The 14015-nt window shown below is 38.0% G+C and carries 14 protein-coding genes; 11 read left to right on the top strand and 3 right to left on the bottom strand.

What is annotated here, in order from left to right:
• Positions 1-24: 24 nt before the first annotated feature.
• A complete protein-coding gene (gene ypfJ / locus CA2015_RS19520; RefSeq protein WP_048643415.1) occupies positions 25-924 on the bottom strand; it encodes a KPN_02809 family neutral zinc metallopeptidase in 900 nt (299 codons plus the stop codon).
• Between the two features lie 321 nt (positions 925-1245).
• Here ypfJ and CA2015_RS19515 point away from each other — a divergent pair, with 321 nt between their 5' ends.
• The 11 genes from CA2015_RS19515 to CA2015_RS19465 all read left to right on the top strand — a co-directional run bounded on the left by CA2015_RS19515 (position 1246) and on the right by CA2015_RS19465 (position 10701).
• Positions 1246-1977 (top strand): helix-turn-helix transcriptional regulator, encoded by a 732-nt coding sequence (locus CA2015_RS19515; RefSeq protein ID WP_048643414.1) that lies wholly within the window; start codon positions 1246-1248, stop codon positions 1975-1977.
• Positions 1978-2009: 32 nt separating this feature from the next.
• Complete coding sequence (locus CA2015_RS19510) at positions 2010-2471, top strand: GyrI-like domain-containing protein (protein ID WP_048644642.1); 462 nt, start codon at positions 2010-2012, stop codon at positions 2469-2471.
• A gap of 13 nt (positions 2472-2484) precedes the next feature.
• Positions 2485-2904, top strand: coding sequence for a DUF1801 domain-containing protein (locus CA2015_RS19505; RefSeq protein WP_240477849.1), 420 nt, complete (start codon positions 2485-2487; stop codon positions 2902-2904).
• A 170-nt stretch (positions 2905-3074) separates the two neighbouring features.
• Positions 3075-4709, top strand: coding sequence for an MGH1-like glycoside hydrolase domain-containing protein (locus CA2015_RS19500; RefSeq protein WP_053086719.1), 1635 nt, complete (start codon positions 3075-3077; stop codon positions 4707-4709).
• Between the two features lie 141 nt (positions 4710-4850).
• Positions 4851-5426 (top strand): Crp/Fnr family transcriptional regulator, encoded by a 576-nt coding sequence (locus tag CA2015_RS19495; protein WP_048643412.1) that lies wholly within the window; start codon positions 4851-4853, stop codon positions 5424-5426.
• 190 nt (positions 5427-5616) lie between these two features.
• Positions 5617-6345, top strand: coding sequence for an SDR family oxidoreductase (locus CA2015_RS19490; RefSeq protein WP_048643411.1), 729 nt, complete (start codon positions 5617-5619; stop codon positions 6343-6345).
• Between the two features lie 122 nt (positions 6346-6467).
• Entirely contained in the window at positions 6468-7046 is a 579-nt protein-coding gene (locus CA2015_RS19485; protein WP_048643410.1) for a Crp/Fnr family transcriptional regulator, read from the top strand.
• A gap of 77 nt (positions 7047-7123) precedes the next feature.
• A complete protein-coding gene (locus CA2015_RS19480) occupies positions 7124-7474 on the top strand; it encodes a DUF4260 domain-containing protein (protein ID WP_048643409.1) in 351 nt (116 codons plus the stop codon).
• 235 nt (positions 7475-7709) lie between these two features.
• Positions 7710-8627: a helix-turn-helix domain-containing protein gene (locus CA2015_RS19475; RefSeq protein ID WP_048643408.1), complete on the top strand. Its 918-nt coding sequence runs from the start codon at positions 7710-7712 to the stop codon at positions 8625-8627.
• A gap of 6 nt (positions 8628-8633) precedes the next feature.
• Positions 8634-9296, top strand: a complete 663-nt coding sequence (locus CA2015_RS19470; protein ID WP_048643407.1) for a Rossmann-fold NAD(P)-binding domain-containing protein — start codon at positions 8634-8636, stop codon at positions 9294-9296.
• Positions 9297-9633: 337 nt separating this feature from the next.
• Positions 9634-10701 carry an NAD-dependent epimerase/dehydratase family protein gene (locus CA2015_RS19465; RefSeq protein WP_048643406.1) on the top strand — a complete coding sequence of 356 codons (1068 nt, stop codon included), beginning with the start codon at positions 9634-9636 and terminating at the stop codon, positions 10699-10701.
• A gap of 308 nt (positions 10702-11009) precedes the next feature.
• Here the strand turns inward: CA2015_RS19465 and CA2015_RS19460 are convergent, their stop codons facing one another.
• Positions 11010-12266 (bottom strand): alpha/beta hydrolase family protein, encoded by a 1257-nt coding sequence (locus tag CA2015_RS19460; protein WP_084011910.1) that lies wholly within the window; start codon positions 12264-12266, stop codon positions 11010-11012.
• 152 nt (positions 12267-12418) lie between these two features.
• Positions 12419-13927 carry a sulfatase family protein gene (locus CA2015_RS19455; protein WP_048643404.1) on the bottom strand — a complete coding sequence of 503 codons (1509 nt, stop codon included), beginning with the start codon at positions 13925-13927 and terminating at the stop codon, positions 12419-12421.
• Positions 13928-14015 lie beyond the last annotated feature (88 nt).

Here is a 14015-nt window from a genome sequence, read left to right as displayed (position 1 = left end):
CCCCCTAAATTCATTTGGTTCTTCTTAAAGTGACTTCGCATTAAAGGTATCTCCTTGTGCAATATCTCCAGTTTCAAAACCTTTTTTGAACCACCTTACCCTTTGTTCAGAGGTGCCATGGGTGAAGGAATCGGGCACTACCCTTCCCGAGGATTGCTTTTGCAATCGATCATCTCCGATGGCATTGGCTGCATTCAATGCCTCTTCCAGGTCTCCTTCCTCCATCATACTCATCCTACTCTCCGAACGATTTGCCCACACTCCGGCAAAAAAATCGGCTTGTAATTCTAACATCACAGAGTATTTATTGTATTCTGTCTCACTAACTTGTCCCCTAAGTTTGTGAACCTTATCCGTAAGCCCCATTAATTTCTGCACATGATGCCCTACTTCATGTGCTATTACATAGGCTTGGGCAAAGTCTCCCGGAGCATTTAACTTTTGCTCCATATCGTGGAAAAAACTTAAATCGATGTATAACTTCTCGTCACCTGGACAGTAAAAAGGACCTGTAGCACTAGAGGCAGAGCCACATGCCGAAGAAACCGAGCCCGTAAACAAGACAAGAGTGGGTTCACGGTAATTGTCCAATATCTCATTCCAAACATCTTCCGTACTTGCCAAGATTGTCGCACTAAAATCTGCCAGTTCATTTTCCTCATCAGTACCTTGGTAGGCAGATGAGGAAACTTGCTGACTGCCATTTCCGGAAATTAAACCACTGAGTAAAGTCAAAGGATTATTACCGGTAATAAAAGAAACAACAATAAATAAACCTGCAATGACCAAGCCCACTTTTGAAAAAAGAATTTTGATCAAGGGGCCCATCAGCATGGGACTAAAGCCACCAAAACCCCTACTGGGGCCAGACTGCCCTCTACGGTCATCGACATTTGAACTTTGACGTCTACCTTGCCATTTCATACTTGGAATTTATTTGGTGGTGAATATACTATTCTAATTTTTACTTAAATATATTTAAATTATTATCCTTCAGAAGGATAAGGTTCAAATAAAATTTGCTTTCCTAATCAACCAAAATAGTAAAACAGGAGAGGTTAAGCCTAGAAGCTAACATTCTTCATGCCACAATCAGGTGGTAAATTATTTAACTTGAAGGTTATTATATAGCTGTAATCCTTTTAATAGCAAAATCCCCTAATAAACTGATAAGTTCTTTTGATTATATTTACCCTTTACGAATAGCATAAATCGCAATCTACTTGTTAAGCAAAACCAACCACAATGGCAGAAGACAAACCAAGATTGGCAAGATTGACGGCAATGCTGACTCAATTACAAGCCAGAAAGATAGTAACGGCAAAGGAAATAGCTGATAAACATCAGGTAAGCATAAGGACAATTTATCGAGATATCCGAACCCTTGAAAAATCTGGAATCCCTATTGTCACGGAAGAAGGAAAAGGTTATTCTATCATGGAAGGTTATAAAATACCTCCAGTTTTATTTACCCAAGAAGAAGCCAATGCCCTCATCACAGCGGAACAACTGGTAAGAAAAAACAAAGACCTTTCTTTGACCGAACAGTTCGAAAGTGCCATCACAAAAATCAAGGCAGTTTTAAAATCCACGCAAAAAGAAAAGACGGAACTACTGAGTAGCAGAATTCAAGTACGCAATAATAGTGAACATGAAAAAACCAGCTCTTACCTAATTCAACTCCAATCTACCATTGCCAATTATCAATTGGTAAATATTAATTATCTCTCTTTAGACCAACAAGTAAGTCAAAGGGAAATTGAACCATTCGCCTTGTATACCACAAATGACAATTGGGTACTTATTGCATTTTGCAGGTTAAGGAAGGATTTCAGATCCTTTAGGTTGGACTGTATCCAAAATATGGAAATAATGGAAGAGCATTTCAGCCCACACAACATGAGCTTGCAACAATACCTAGAACAGTGCAGAGAAAAATACCAAAGCACCCCTGACATACCTATGACACAAGTCTAAATTACATTTGCAAGGAATCAAAAATGAAAAATATGCAAACCGTAAAAATTGAACCATTTAAAATCATAGGATTATCCATAAGAACGACCAATGAAAATGGTCAGGCTACGAAAGACATTGCCGATCTCTGGGGGAAGTTTATGGCTGAAAACACATTAGCTATGATCCCTAATAAAATTACACAGGACATTTATTCTTTGTACACAGATTACGAAGATGACCATACTAAACCCTATACGACAATACTTGGATGTAAAGTAAGTAGCTTGGACAAGATTCCTGAAGGAATGGTTGGAAGATCCTTTGATGGAGGAAGCTATGTAAAAACCAGTACTAAAGGAGATTTGATGCAGGGATTAATTGTTAAGCATTGGTCAAAAATATTCGAGATGGACTTGAATAGAACTTATTTAGCGGACTTTGAAATTTATGGCCAAAAAGCACAAAACCCATCAACTGCTGAGGTGGATATTTACATAGGTGTAAATCAATAATTGTATGGCGCCAATGGAATTAGTAACAAACCCGAAGGTAGAGAATGTTTTCGCCAATTATCCAGATTTCGTGAGACCAAAAATGCTATACCTGCGGCAATTGGTTATCGAGACAGCAGAAGAAATTGAGGGCCTTACTAAATTGGAGGAAACTTTAAAATGGGGAGAACCAAGTTACATTACGGAAAAAGGCAGTACACTGAGAATGGACTGGAAAGAAAAGACAGCAAATCAATATGCCATGTATTTCCAATGTACCAGCAGATTGATCTCCACGTTCAAATTGGTCTTCAACCATCAATTCTACTTTGAAGGAAATCGTGCTATAATATTTCCACTCGACCAAAAAATACCCGAAGCTGAATTGAAAGAATGCATTAAAGCTTGCCTTACTTACCATAAAGTTAAAAACATGATGACTTTGGGGATTTAAATTCCTGGACCCAACTTATAAACGAGCATATATTGAAAAAGCCCTTATTTTGAATTTAAAGGGCTTTTTCAATTTAGGAAGGAATTGCATTTTACCTTATATTGACCCTTCCACATATATAGCAAAACAAGCCAAAGAAAAAACTTCCGTAATATGAAGTGCAATTTCCTATGAAGAGAATCCCTCTAATTATCCTTTTTGGCCTTTTTATACTACTGATGGGCTGTAAAGAACCTGATCCATTTAAAGTATTGGAGGCCAGCTATTTTTACGAATACATTGAAGCATTTAACGAAAATGACAATGAGTTATACAAGCAATACCTGCCCAATGACTCCGCTTTTGCTTTTCTCTCACAGAATATCCCTATAATAGAAATACCTGATAAGGAAATAGAAGAAATCTACTATTTCCGATGGTGGACGTTTAGAAAACACATCAAGCAATCGGAAGATGGCTTTGTCATCACAGAGTTTCTACCAAAAGTCCCATGGTCGGGAAAACACAATACTATAAATTGCCCGGCAGGACATCATATTTATGAAGGTAGATGGCTTAGAGACCCAATATATATAGCTGACTATATAGATTTCTGGCTTAATAAATCAGGTGATGGCATCCGTAAATATGGATTTTGGGTCGCTGATGCAATACTTGCTTTTCAAAAAGTACATAGAAATGATTCCTTAATTGCCAGTCAATTGGATTTATTGGTTGACAATTACAAGGAATGGGAACAGACGAGACTGGACAGCAATAAAATGCTTTTTTGGCAATTGGATGGCCTGGAGGGTATGGAAGTTTCTGTAAGTGGAAGAATCCTCAACGGAGGAAAACCTATTGGCGGAATGGAAGCAATTAGGCCTAGTATGAACAGCTATATGTTTGGTGATGCGAGAGCCATTGCCACTTTGGCCAAACTCACCAAAAAGCAATCATTGGCTCAGGATTTTGATGCAAAAGCACAATTGATAAAGCAAGAGATACAGCAACGTTTGTGGAACGAGGAGCTTGACTTTTTCACGGTACTTCCAAGAGCTTATTCCGAAGCAAGTAAACCCATAAACGTCAGAGAGCTTATTGGCTACACACCCTGGTATTTCAATCTACCTGATGACCGGATCAACTATTCAATAGCATGGAACAAGCTTATGGACACTAAGGGCTTTTATGCACCCTATGGTTTGACTGTTTGTGAGCGGTCTCATCCTTTTTTCGAAATAAACTATACCGGCCATGAATGCCAATGGAACGGTCCTTCATGGCCTTATGCCACCACACAAACGCTCAAAGGACTTTCTAATTTGTTAAACAATTATTCCCATCAGGGGAATGTTTCTAAAGAAGATTACTATCAGCTATTGTTGCAGTATGCTAAAAGCCATGTTATAATTGATGAGGATGGAAAGCAACAAAAATGGATAGATGAAAACTTAAATCCTTTTACTGGAGATTGGATATCGAGAACCCGACTCAAAACCTGGGAAAATAGAACTTGGTCCCAAGCAAAGGGAGGGGAAGAAAGGGGAAAAGATTATAACCATTCTGGATTTTGTGATTTGGTTATTGCTGACTTTTTAGGTCTTAAATTGGGGTTGGACAATTCTATTGAGGTAAATGCCCTAGTTCCTGAAACCTGGGATTGGTTTTGTCTGGACAAGGTCAATTACAGAGGTAGGGAACTTACCGTGATATGGGATAGGACAGGTAAAAAATATCAAAAGGGAAAAGGGCTTATGCTTTATATTGATGGTGAATTAAAGGCAAAAGCTCTGCATATCGAACAACTCAAGTATTCATTGTAAATGGTAAGAAAGCCAATTCATGGAACAAAAATAAACTGTAATTCAATAAGGAATGACTATTTTTAAAAGTTCCCTTCCTATACTAAAAAGCAAATGCCACTATCATTTGCCTACAATTTATTTACCAACACCTTGAATTAAATGCAAAAATTAATTGACTATATCAACAGTATTTCTCCCATTACTGAGCATACGGTAAAGGAAGTAGGCGCATTATTTACCTTTAGGCAAATAGCAAAGAATGATATTTTTATTGATGCTGGTGTTATTGCTAAAAAAATAGGCTTCCTGGAAGAGGGAGTTATTAGGGCTTATTTTAGAAATAAAAGAGGTCAAGAATACAACAAACACTTTTTCAAAGCTCCATGTTTTATAGGAGGTTATTCCTCCTTGGTTACTGGAAAACCAAACCAAATCATCCAACAAGCAATGACCGATTGCAAGTTAAGGGAAGCCAATTCTTCAAAGCTAATAGCACTATATGATAAGCACCAAGATTTAGAACGCATGGCCAGAATCCTCTCAGAGCGATATTTTGTTCAAAAAGAGCAACGAGAAGTTGAAATTGTTCTTTTAAATGCCAGTGAGAGGTACCTGATTTTTAAAAAAGAGTTTTCTGACCTAGAACAAATCATCCCTCAATACCATATTGCATCCTATTTAGGAATCACTCCAACTCAACTTAGTCGAGTCAGACAAAAATTATCAAAAGAATAATTTCTTTACCTATGTAAATGCACTACATAAAAAAAGGTTTGAACTTGCCCAATCTATTCTATTTACGCATTTAATACCAAAAGATGAATTATTCTATTGTGTTTTTATTTACCTCCTTCTAAAGGATATAATCATTGGTATAGAGAATGGTTTTCAGGAATTTGAAAAAAAGCATTTATTAAAAACTAAAATGATCCTATCAGGTAACAAAGTACTTATCACGGGTGGAAACAAAGGCATTGGTTTAGCCCTTGCAAAAAAATTCCTAAAGCTAAACAACCAGGTAATTATAACTGGGAGAAACGTAGAAGATCTACAAGCTGTAAAACAGTGTTTTCCAGAAATCCATATCATAAACTGTGATTTAGCTACAAAAGAGGGTTTAGAAAAACTGACTCAGTATATTAAAAAGGAGCACCAGGACCTGAATGTTTTAATTAATAATGCAGGTATACAATACAACCATACCTTTGCAGAAGATCCAGAAGCTATAAAGAAAATAGAATTCGAAACACAGATCAATTTTCTTGCCCCTGTTAAGCTTACGGCTTTGCTTTTACCTATTCTAGAACAGAATAATAATGCAGCCATTGTAAATGTAAGCTCTGTCCTTGCACTTGTCCCCAAAGTCGTGGCCCCAATCTATTGTGCTAACAAAGCAGGATTGCATATTTTCACTAAAACCCTAAGGCAACAATTGAAGAAAGTAAAAGTTTTTGAAATTTTGCCTCCTCTTGTAGATACAGCCATGACCAAGGGAAGAGGAAAAAATAAAATCACAGCAGAAAAGCTCGTGGATGAATTTATGATCGCTTTTGAAAAAGACAGGTATGAGGTAAGAATTGGAAAGGTTAAACTATTACTATTCCTTAACCGAATAAGTGCAGGGTTGGCTAGCCGAATAATTAACAAAGATTAGTTCTATAAGTATTTGGTAAACAGCTATAATTCATAGAAAAAGGTAAAATTATTAAGCAAGAATTAAAGTCAAAGGCTATTGATTTTTGTCCACATAGAAATTTTGGCTAATTTCAATCTTCCGTGAAAAACTTTAATCAACTAATACAAGCCTATTTTGGAGAACTTTCCGAGGAAGAGTTGGATATAGTTCAGTCCTACTTCTACGAGGAAAAACTTCAGAAAAATGACTATTTCACCTGCTCAGGGAAAATCTGCAATCGGCTTAGTATTGTTAAATCGGGTATTTTCAGAATCTACACTTTGTCTGATGGAAAAGAGGTCACCCAATGGCTGTCCAAAGAAGACCAACTTATCACCGAGATCATGGGATTCTTTTATCAGCAGCCAAACCGCTGGACAATTCAGGCAATAACAGATGTGAGCTTATTGACAATAAGTAAAGAGAACTACCTTAAGCTTTGTGAGAATTTCCCTAAATGGAATACAATTGAAAAGCAATTCATAGTAAAGTGCTTTGCCATGCTTGAGGACAGGGTTTTTTCTCATATTTCAATGACAGCAGAGGAAAGGTATGATTTGTATTACCAGAAAAACAAGGATTTATTTAATCTTGTACCCTTGCAATACATTGCTTCCGTACTTGGTATGTCGGCTGAAACCCTAAGTAGAATTAGAAAACGAAAAAGTAAAAATTCTTGATTTAAGTCAAGAGCTACTGAGTTGAAATTGTTGAATTTTGTATCAAAACAAAATAATTCGATAAATTGACTAAGGAAATGAATTCGCTTCTAAAACTTGAAGAAGTTGGCCAGTTTTTACTTGCTATACTCATATTTGCTAATTTAGATTACGCTTGGTGGGTTTTCCCTACATGTATTTTATTGCCTGACTTATCCATGCTAGGCTATTTGGTGAATCCAAAAATTGGAGCCTTGTTGTATAATTTCTTCCACCATAAATTGACGGCAATTTTGATATTTGCCCTAGGCACTAGCCTAAACACCCCAATACCAATATTAACAGGTATCATTTTATTTGGCCATTCAGCCATGGATAGAATTTTTGGTTATGGACTGAAATACAATGATGATTTCAAACATACACATCTGGGTAAAATTGGGAAGTAAGCCTAAACTTTAATAATTGTAAAGAGTTAGAAAACAAGCTCCTCTTCATTTTTAGGATAGTCCTTACAGGCAGAACTATAAGGATGGTATAGGTCTCTTAACAGTTGGAACGACCAATTTTAAGCCCTATATTCACTAATTAGTGCAAACTAAATTCATTAGTGTTCTTTTTTCTGCATTTTGTGTTATCAATTTCAATAGAATTAGTTGAAATTTGATCTTAGCTTAAATTAATATGCAGGAAGAAATTTTACGTATAAAGTCAATTAGTGAACTGCATGCATTGTGTGGATTTCCTAAACCTTTTCATCCTCTAATTAGCATCATAGATGTCAGCCAATGGGAAATTGGACCAGAATGGTTGGAAAAAAAAATGGCTATGGATTTGTATACCATTGCCCTTAAAGATGCCAGCTGTGGGCTAAACTATGGACGCAATGCCTATGATTTCAATGAAGGAGTACTAATCTTCACCGCTCCAAATCAGGTCACTTCTATTCAAAAAGAACAACAAATAAACGAAATTCATGGGTGGATTGTATTTATTCACCCCGACCTCATTCGCCATACAGATTTAGGGAACAGAATAGACGATTATGGCTTTTTCTCTTATGATGTCCATGAGGCTTTGCACCTTTCAGAGGCAGAACAAAATACACTTTATGAATGTGTCAACTTAATAAAAGCTGAAATTAAGGAAAGGGTTGATAACCACAGCCAGCGCGTTATAGTAAGTACCTTAGAATTGCTCTTAAATTACAGCATGCGTTATTATGAACGTCAATTCAATACACGTACAGCTCAAAACATAGATACGGTTAGTCAATTTGAAAAATTGCTCAAAAGGTATTATAAAGAAGGGAAGTTTACAGAACATGGCAGTCCTTCCATCGATTATTTCGCAGAGGCCATCCACCTTTCTCCCAAATACCTTAGCGACCTATTGAAAAAGCAAACGGGAATTGGTACCAAAGACCACATCAATAATTTCATTGTAGATAAAGCCAAGACCTTATTATTAAGCGATGCTGATTCGGTTAGTGGTATTGCTTATAAACTAGGCTTTAACTATCCTCATTACTTCAGTCGTTTGTTTAAATCCAAAACAGGAATGACACCAAATGACTATAGAAATAAGCCTACTTTAAACTAAATACCCATGAAAATTATTATTACTGGTGCTTCAGGAATGGTTGGCCATGCTGTATTGATTGAATGCCTTGAAGCGGCAATTGTAAAAGAAATTTTACTTATTAATCGTCGGCCCATCGAGCTACATCATCCAAAGATTAAAGAGCTATTGGTGGCAGATTTTGAACAAATTCCATCACATGCCCAAAATTTAGCCGGATACGATGCTTGCTTCCATTGCATGGGTGTTTCAGTTATGGGGCTTAGTGAGGAAGCTTACACCAAAATGACTTTTGGTTATAGTAAAATATTGTTCGATACACTTTATAAAAGTACCCCGGGCATGATTGTCACCTACATTTCTGGAGTAGGAACTGATAGCTCTGAAAAGGGGAATAGTATGTGGGCCAGAGTCAAAGGGAAAACTGAAAATTACCTTTTACACCTAGGTTTTAAGGATGCTTATGCCTTTCGTCCAGGAATAATCTTGCCGGAGAAAGGCGTGAAATCAAAAACCGGATGGTACAATACCTTATATGTGTTATTTAGGCCAATTTTTCCGCTATTCAAAAGAATGAAAAACACAATCGGAAGTAGCAATTTAGGTAAAGCAATGCTGTTACTCCTTAAAAGTCCGAATGAGAAAAAAGTATTTGAACCCTACCAGATCAAGCAATTGGAAAATAAATAAACCAATAAGGTGCTTTTCAAATTAAGGCCTAAATTTCAAATACATATTCAAATGAAAGATCACAATTAAAAATACCATTGGCGAAGTGTTTTACTCAATTAGTGTTAAAGCTTCAGTATTTGGTGTTAACCTTTCCAAATCCTTTATGTGACATTTATGTATCAAAATTAAACCCGAAATAGGCAATAGACAATCTATCACAAACTGGAATCGCTTCAATACAGCCTGATTTTCTTGTAATTGCAACACTTCCCTTAAACACGGGATATGCTTCACCTCTGATTATTGTCAGGGAGGAGAAACCCTATTACATGATCCGAGTTAAAACAGAATAATAATGACAAAAATAGATAAATCAAAACCTGTAATGGTCACAGGTGCCAATGGATATGTAGCCAGTTGGTTGGTCAAAAAACTACTGGATGAAGGAATCACTGTACATGCAGCTGTCCGGAATCCAAATGATGAAAAGAAAATTGGTCATTTAAAAACAGCCGCGGCAAATTCACCTGGTGAAATCAAATTCTTTGCTGGTGATTTGCTGCAAGCAGGATCTTACAAAGCCGCCATGGAAGGTTGTGAGTTGGTTTACCATACCGCTTCTCCATTTACCATGGACATCAAGGACCCACAAAAAGAATTAATAGATCCTGCCCTAAAAGGCACCGCGGACGTATTGAATACAGCAAAGGAGGTAGCTTCAGTGTTACGTGTAGTGGTTACCAGTAGTTGTGCTGCGATTTATACGGATGCTATCGACACTGTAAATGCACCAGAAGGTAGAATTACCGAAGAAGTATGGAATACCACAGCTTCCTTGGACTACCAACCTTATTCCTATTCAAAGACTTTAGCAGAAAAAAAGGCTTGGGAAATCGAAAAGTCCCAAAGCCAGTGGGATTTGGTGACCATCAATATGTCCTTGGTTTTAGGGCCAGCCCTGAATCCTGCTAACACCACTTCAGAAAGCATCAATATCCTCAAAATGTTAGGAGGCGGTGAACTCAAAATGGGTGCTCCTAAAATGGGGCTTGGAGTAGTTGATGTACGGGATGTGGCGGAAGCACATTTCAGGGCAGGCTATACTCCAGAAGCGAAAGGTCGATACATTACGTCTGCGCATGATACAGATCTCTTGGAAATGGGGGCAATTTTATTGCCAAAATATGGAGACAAATATCCATTACCCAAACGAGCAATGCCTAAATGGTTGTTGATGCTAATTGGGCCTATGGCCAATAAGTTGTTTACGCGCAAGTACATTAAAAACAACGTAAACGTACCCTTTCATGCAGACAATTCTAAAATAAAAAAAGACCTGGGTATTGAATTTATGCCCCTCAAGGATACAATGGAAGATTCGTTTCGAGTATTGATAGACGAAGGAATAATAAAAGGTAAATAATATTTATTCATCTAAGAAGCATGCAAAAAGGAGGTCTTTGAGACCTCCTTTTTATTTTCAATGAAGTTTAAGTTTTCCCTCCCTATTAATAGTAATAAACCCGGATTATGTAATAGAATTTCTCCGTCCTGACAATAGTCAGGGGTGAAGCCTGTCCCGTGTTTACGGGAAGTGTTGCAATCGCAAGACAATCAGGCTGTTTGGAGATTTTAGCATAGCACCGCTTTGGTGAAATTGAAAACAGCAACGAAGTGGCTGATTTTAAAGCGATTTCAGTACGTAATAGAATGTCTATTGCATATTTCGGGTTAAAAATGCTTGTCCGCAAAATCAAGGTATTGTTTCCAGTCGTAAGGCAACAAGCCATGGCCACCTGAACGAATATGATAACCTATCGACCCCATTACAGGTTGGTCTAAAGGGGGTAGCACTTCTGCTGGCACACCTTCTTTTCCAAATAACTCATAGGCTGGAGAAGCTGCTACACAGGATAAAAACTCACCCTTAGGATCTGCCCACTGATCTTCTACCCCACTGGCAACATACAAAGGCCTAGGTGCCATCAAAGCCAATAGTTGGTGTTGATCTACAGGTAATTCATTTTCTTTTTTATCGTAGACAGTAAAGCTATCTGAGAACCAATAAGGAATAACATTGATCATCTGCCCTATGGTTTCTCCATAGGCTCTTCGAGACAATGCTGCTCCCCCACAACCTGAATTATTGGAGATAACCATACCAAATCTTTCGTCTGTTGCTCCAGCCCATAAAGCTGCTTTACCCAATCTGCTATGACCCAATACGGCAACTTTCTTATCGTCAACCCAATCTTCCTCTTCCAGGTAATCCATCACTCGAGAAAGGCCCCAACCCCAAGCAGCAATACTTGCCCAGGAATTGGGCTTTCTTTTTCCTTCAGGATACAAAGCATGAACTCCATTCTTAAAACCATCGGCATAATCAGGATCTATTTGACCATAATAAAGGGTAACCAAGCCATATCCTCTGGACAAAATATCCTCGTAAGGCCAATTGTCAATTCTTAGGCCCCTACCTTTTTCAGACGGCTTATTGTTTGCACTTCCCATGGCTTCATTGTTTCTTACCCATGTGTCTGGAACAGCAACTTGATCGTCAGAAGAAATAGTATGGTTGCCATAAAAATTGAGCCCTAAAAATGCGGGTACCTTCTTACCTAAATTGGGATAAAACACCAACAAATCAAGATCAACGGTTTCCCCAGCTCTTGCTAAAGTGAGTCTTATAACCTTACGAGTGGCCTTTCCATTCAAATAATCCTTATTTTCGAAAATTAGTCGACTAGTAATTTGGCCATCCCATTCAGGAGATTTACCATATATTTCATTTTCAAATATTTCCACTAATTCCGCCCTCCTTTTCCCCCATTGCCTTTTGTTGGTGACGGGTTTACCATTTTCCATATTTAGCAAGCTGGGTAACTGATACTCAGGCACCTTATCCTCATCGTAATTTGGCTCAAATTTCTGACCATAAACGGGAATAAGAATGCCTACCATACATAATAGGGCAAGTAATGTTTTCATTTTTATACTTTTTTAGTGATTAGATTAACCTAAAGTTAGAAATTAATTGCAGCATTTATCCATTAAACTATAAATAGGCACTAGACTTAATTTGGAATACTGAAGGTACATTAAAAGATACAATGTCTACAGTTTAGCTTTCAAGTGTGGTATTAGTTTTTTGTTTTTAATGGAACAGACCTAGCTGATTCACGGTATTTTTGAAGAAGCGCTTCCAATTCTTTAACCTTCTCCTGATGTTCTAGGTACAAATTCACTCTTTGCTCCGGATCTTCTTCCATATTAAAAAGGAGACCCGCTGTCTTGAAATCAGAATATCCTTTCAATGCTTTGAAGGATGGAGGCAAGGGCCTATGTCCACCCGTTGAATCATCTATGTACAACCATTTACCTTTCCTTATTCCCCATTTCGTTGCATACGTATTGTGGACGGTTGCTTCCCTCAATGGTGTTGGGTAAGGTTCTGATTTCAATACCGGCAAAAGATTATAACTGTCAGGGGCAGCATTTTCAGGAAGGCTTGCTCCTGCTATTTCAGCTAAAGTGGCCATTAAATCAATTTGTGAGATGGTTTCCTGAGAAACTGACCCTTCCTTTATTTTTCCTGGCCATTTAATAATAAACGGCACATGATGTCCTCCTTCCCAAACATCACGTTTGAGACCACGAAAGTCGCCCATGCTAAAATGCCCATAGTCCTCTGCCCTCTTCCAAGCATAACCTTCAGGTCCATTGTCCGCACTGAATATCACGATGGTATTTTCCTCTAAGCCCTTGTCTTTGATGGCTTGAATTACCTGACCTGCTACCCAATCTGTTTGCACCATAAAATCTCCATACGCTCCAGCCTTTGATTTCCCATCAAATTCATCATTTGGAATTATGGGCGCATGCGGTGAGGGCAAAGCCAAATAAAGGAAAAACGGTTCTTTAGGATCTCTAGTATTTATGTATTCTACCGCATTATCAGTCAAGCTAGGCAATACTTCATAGGGATTCCAACCTTCTACCTTAGGCCCAGGCCTAAATTCCCAATCTCCTTCTTTGGTGGAGAATCCTATATTTTGAATATCCATTGATGCATTGGGTTTAATTGGTAGTCGGTCATTTTCTACCCATGCATAAGGTGGGAAATTGATGGTGCCATCACCATAATAGTAGTCGAAACCTCGATCTAAAGGTCCCCCGGAAATTGGTTGACTCCAATCTATATCTTGCGGCAAATAAACTTTTCGCATTTTACCCCATTGCATGACTTCTCCAGAGGGCTCATTTTTGAATGGCCAATCCCAACCCAGGTGCCATTTCCCAATACAAGCCGTCTCATAACCTTTGGTCTTTAATACCTGAGGAAGTGTTATGTCAGTATCATTGAAAAAGGGTTTACCAAAAGCGTCTATAATCCCATGTTGCCGTCTCCAATGGTAACTCCCTGTTAATAGTGCATACCTACTTGGAGAGCAAATACCGGAAGAACTGTGTGCGTCAGTAAAGAGCATTCCTTCTGAGGCCAGTTGGTCAAGATAAGGTGTAGGAATTTTAGATTCTGAGTTTTGGATTCCCAGGTCTCCATAGCCCATATCATCAGCATAAATAATTACAATATTTGGAGTGGCCTTTTCCTGTAAAAAGCGAGTCATTCTAGCGAAAGTTGAGATCATTTGAAGGGGTTTTTCCCTAAATTAAGCTAAAAAATGGATTATATGCCTATTCAGGTCGCGTCAAGGAGGTTTAACCAATTATAAGATC

Source organism: Cyclobacterium amurskyense (genome assembly GCF_001050135.1).
GTDB classification, from domain to species: domain Bacteria; phylum Bacteroidota; class Bacteroidia; order Cytophagales; family Cyclobacteriaceae; genus Cyclobacterium; species Cyclobacterium amurskyense.
This window is presented reverse-complemented; position numbering and strand designations above follow the sequence as displayed.

Bases quoted from the DNA above. Each gene is read 5' to 3' on its own strand.
- CA2015_RS19470 (WP_048643407.1), top strand. From the start codon at position 8,634: ATGAAAATTATTATTACTGGTGCTTCAGGAATGGTTGGCCATGCTGTA.
- CA2015_RS19460 (WP_084011910.1), bottom strand. From the start codon at position 12,266: ATGAAAACATTACTTGCCCTATTATGTATGGTAGGCATTCTTATTCCC.
- CA2015_RS19465 (WP_048643406.1), top strand. From the start codon at position 9,634: ATGACAAAAATAGATAAATCAAAACCTGTAATGGTCACAGGTGCCAAT.
- CA2015_RS19515 (WP_048643414.1), top strand. From the start codon at position 1,246: ATGGCAGAAGACAAACCAAGATTGGCAAGATTGACGGCAATGCTGACT.
- CA2015_RS19500 (WP_053086719.1), top strand. From the start codon at position 3,075: ATGAAGAGAATCCCTCTAATTATCCTTTTTGGCCTTTTTATACTACTG.
- ypfJ (WP_048643415.1), bottom strand. From the start codon at position 924: ATGAAATGGCAAGGTAGACGTCAAAGTTCAAATGTCGATGACCGTAGA.
- CA2015_RS19455 (WP_048643404.1), bottom strand. From the start codon at position 13,927: ATGATCTCAACTTTCGCTAGAATGACTCGCTTTTTACAGGAAAAGGCC.
- CA2015_RS19510 (WP_048644642.1), top strand. From the start codon at position 2,010: ATGCAAACCGTAAAAATTGAACCATTTAAAATCATAGGATTATCCATA.
- CA2015_RS19505 (WP_240477849.1), top strand. From the start codon at position 2,485: ATGGAATTAGTAACAAACCCGAAGGTAGAGAATGTTTTCGCCAATTAT.
- CA2015_RS19490 (WP_048643411.1), top strand. From the start codon at position 5,617: ATGATCCTATCAGGTAACAAAGTACTTATCACGGGTGGAAACAAAGGC.
- CA2015_RS19480 (WP_048643409.1), top strand. From the start codon at position 7,124: ATGAATTCGCTTCTAAAACTTGAAGAAGTTGGCCAGTTTTTACTTGCT.
- CA2015_RS19475 (WP_048643408.1), top strand. From the start codon at position 7,710: ATGCAGGAAGAAATTTTACGTATAAAGTCAATTAGTGAACTGCATGCA.
- CA2015_RS19495 (WP_048643412.1), top strand. From the start codon at position 4,851: ATGCAAAAATTAATTGACTATATCAACAGTATTTCTCCCATTACTGAG.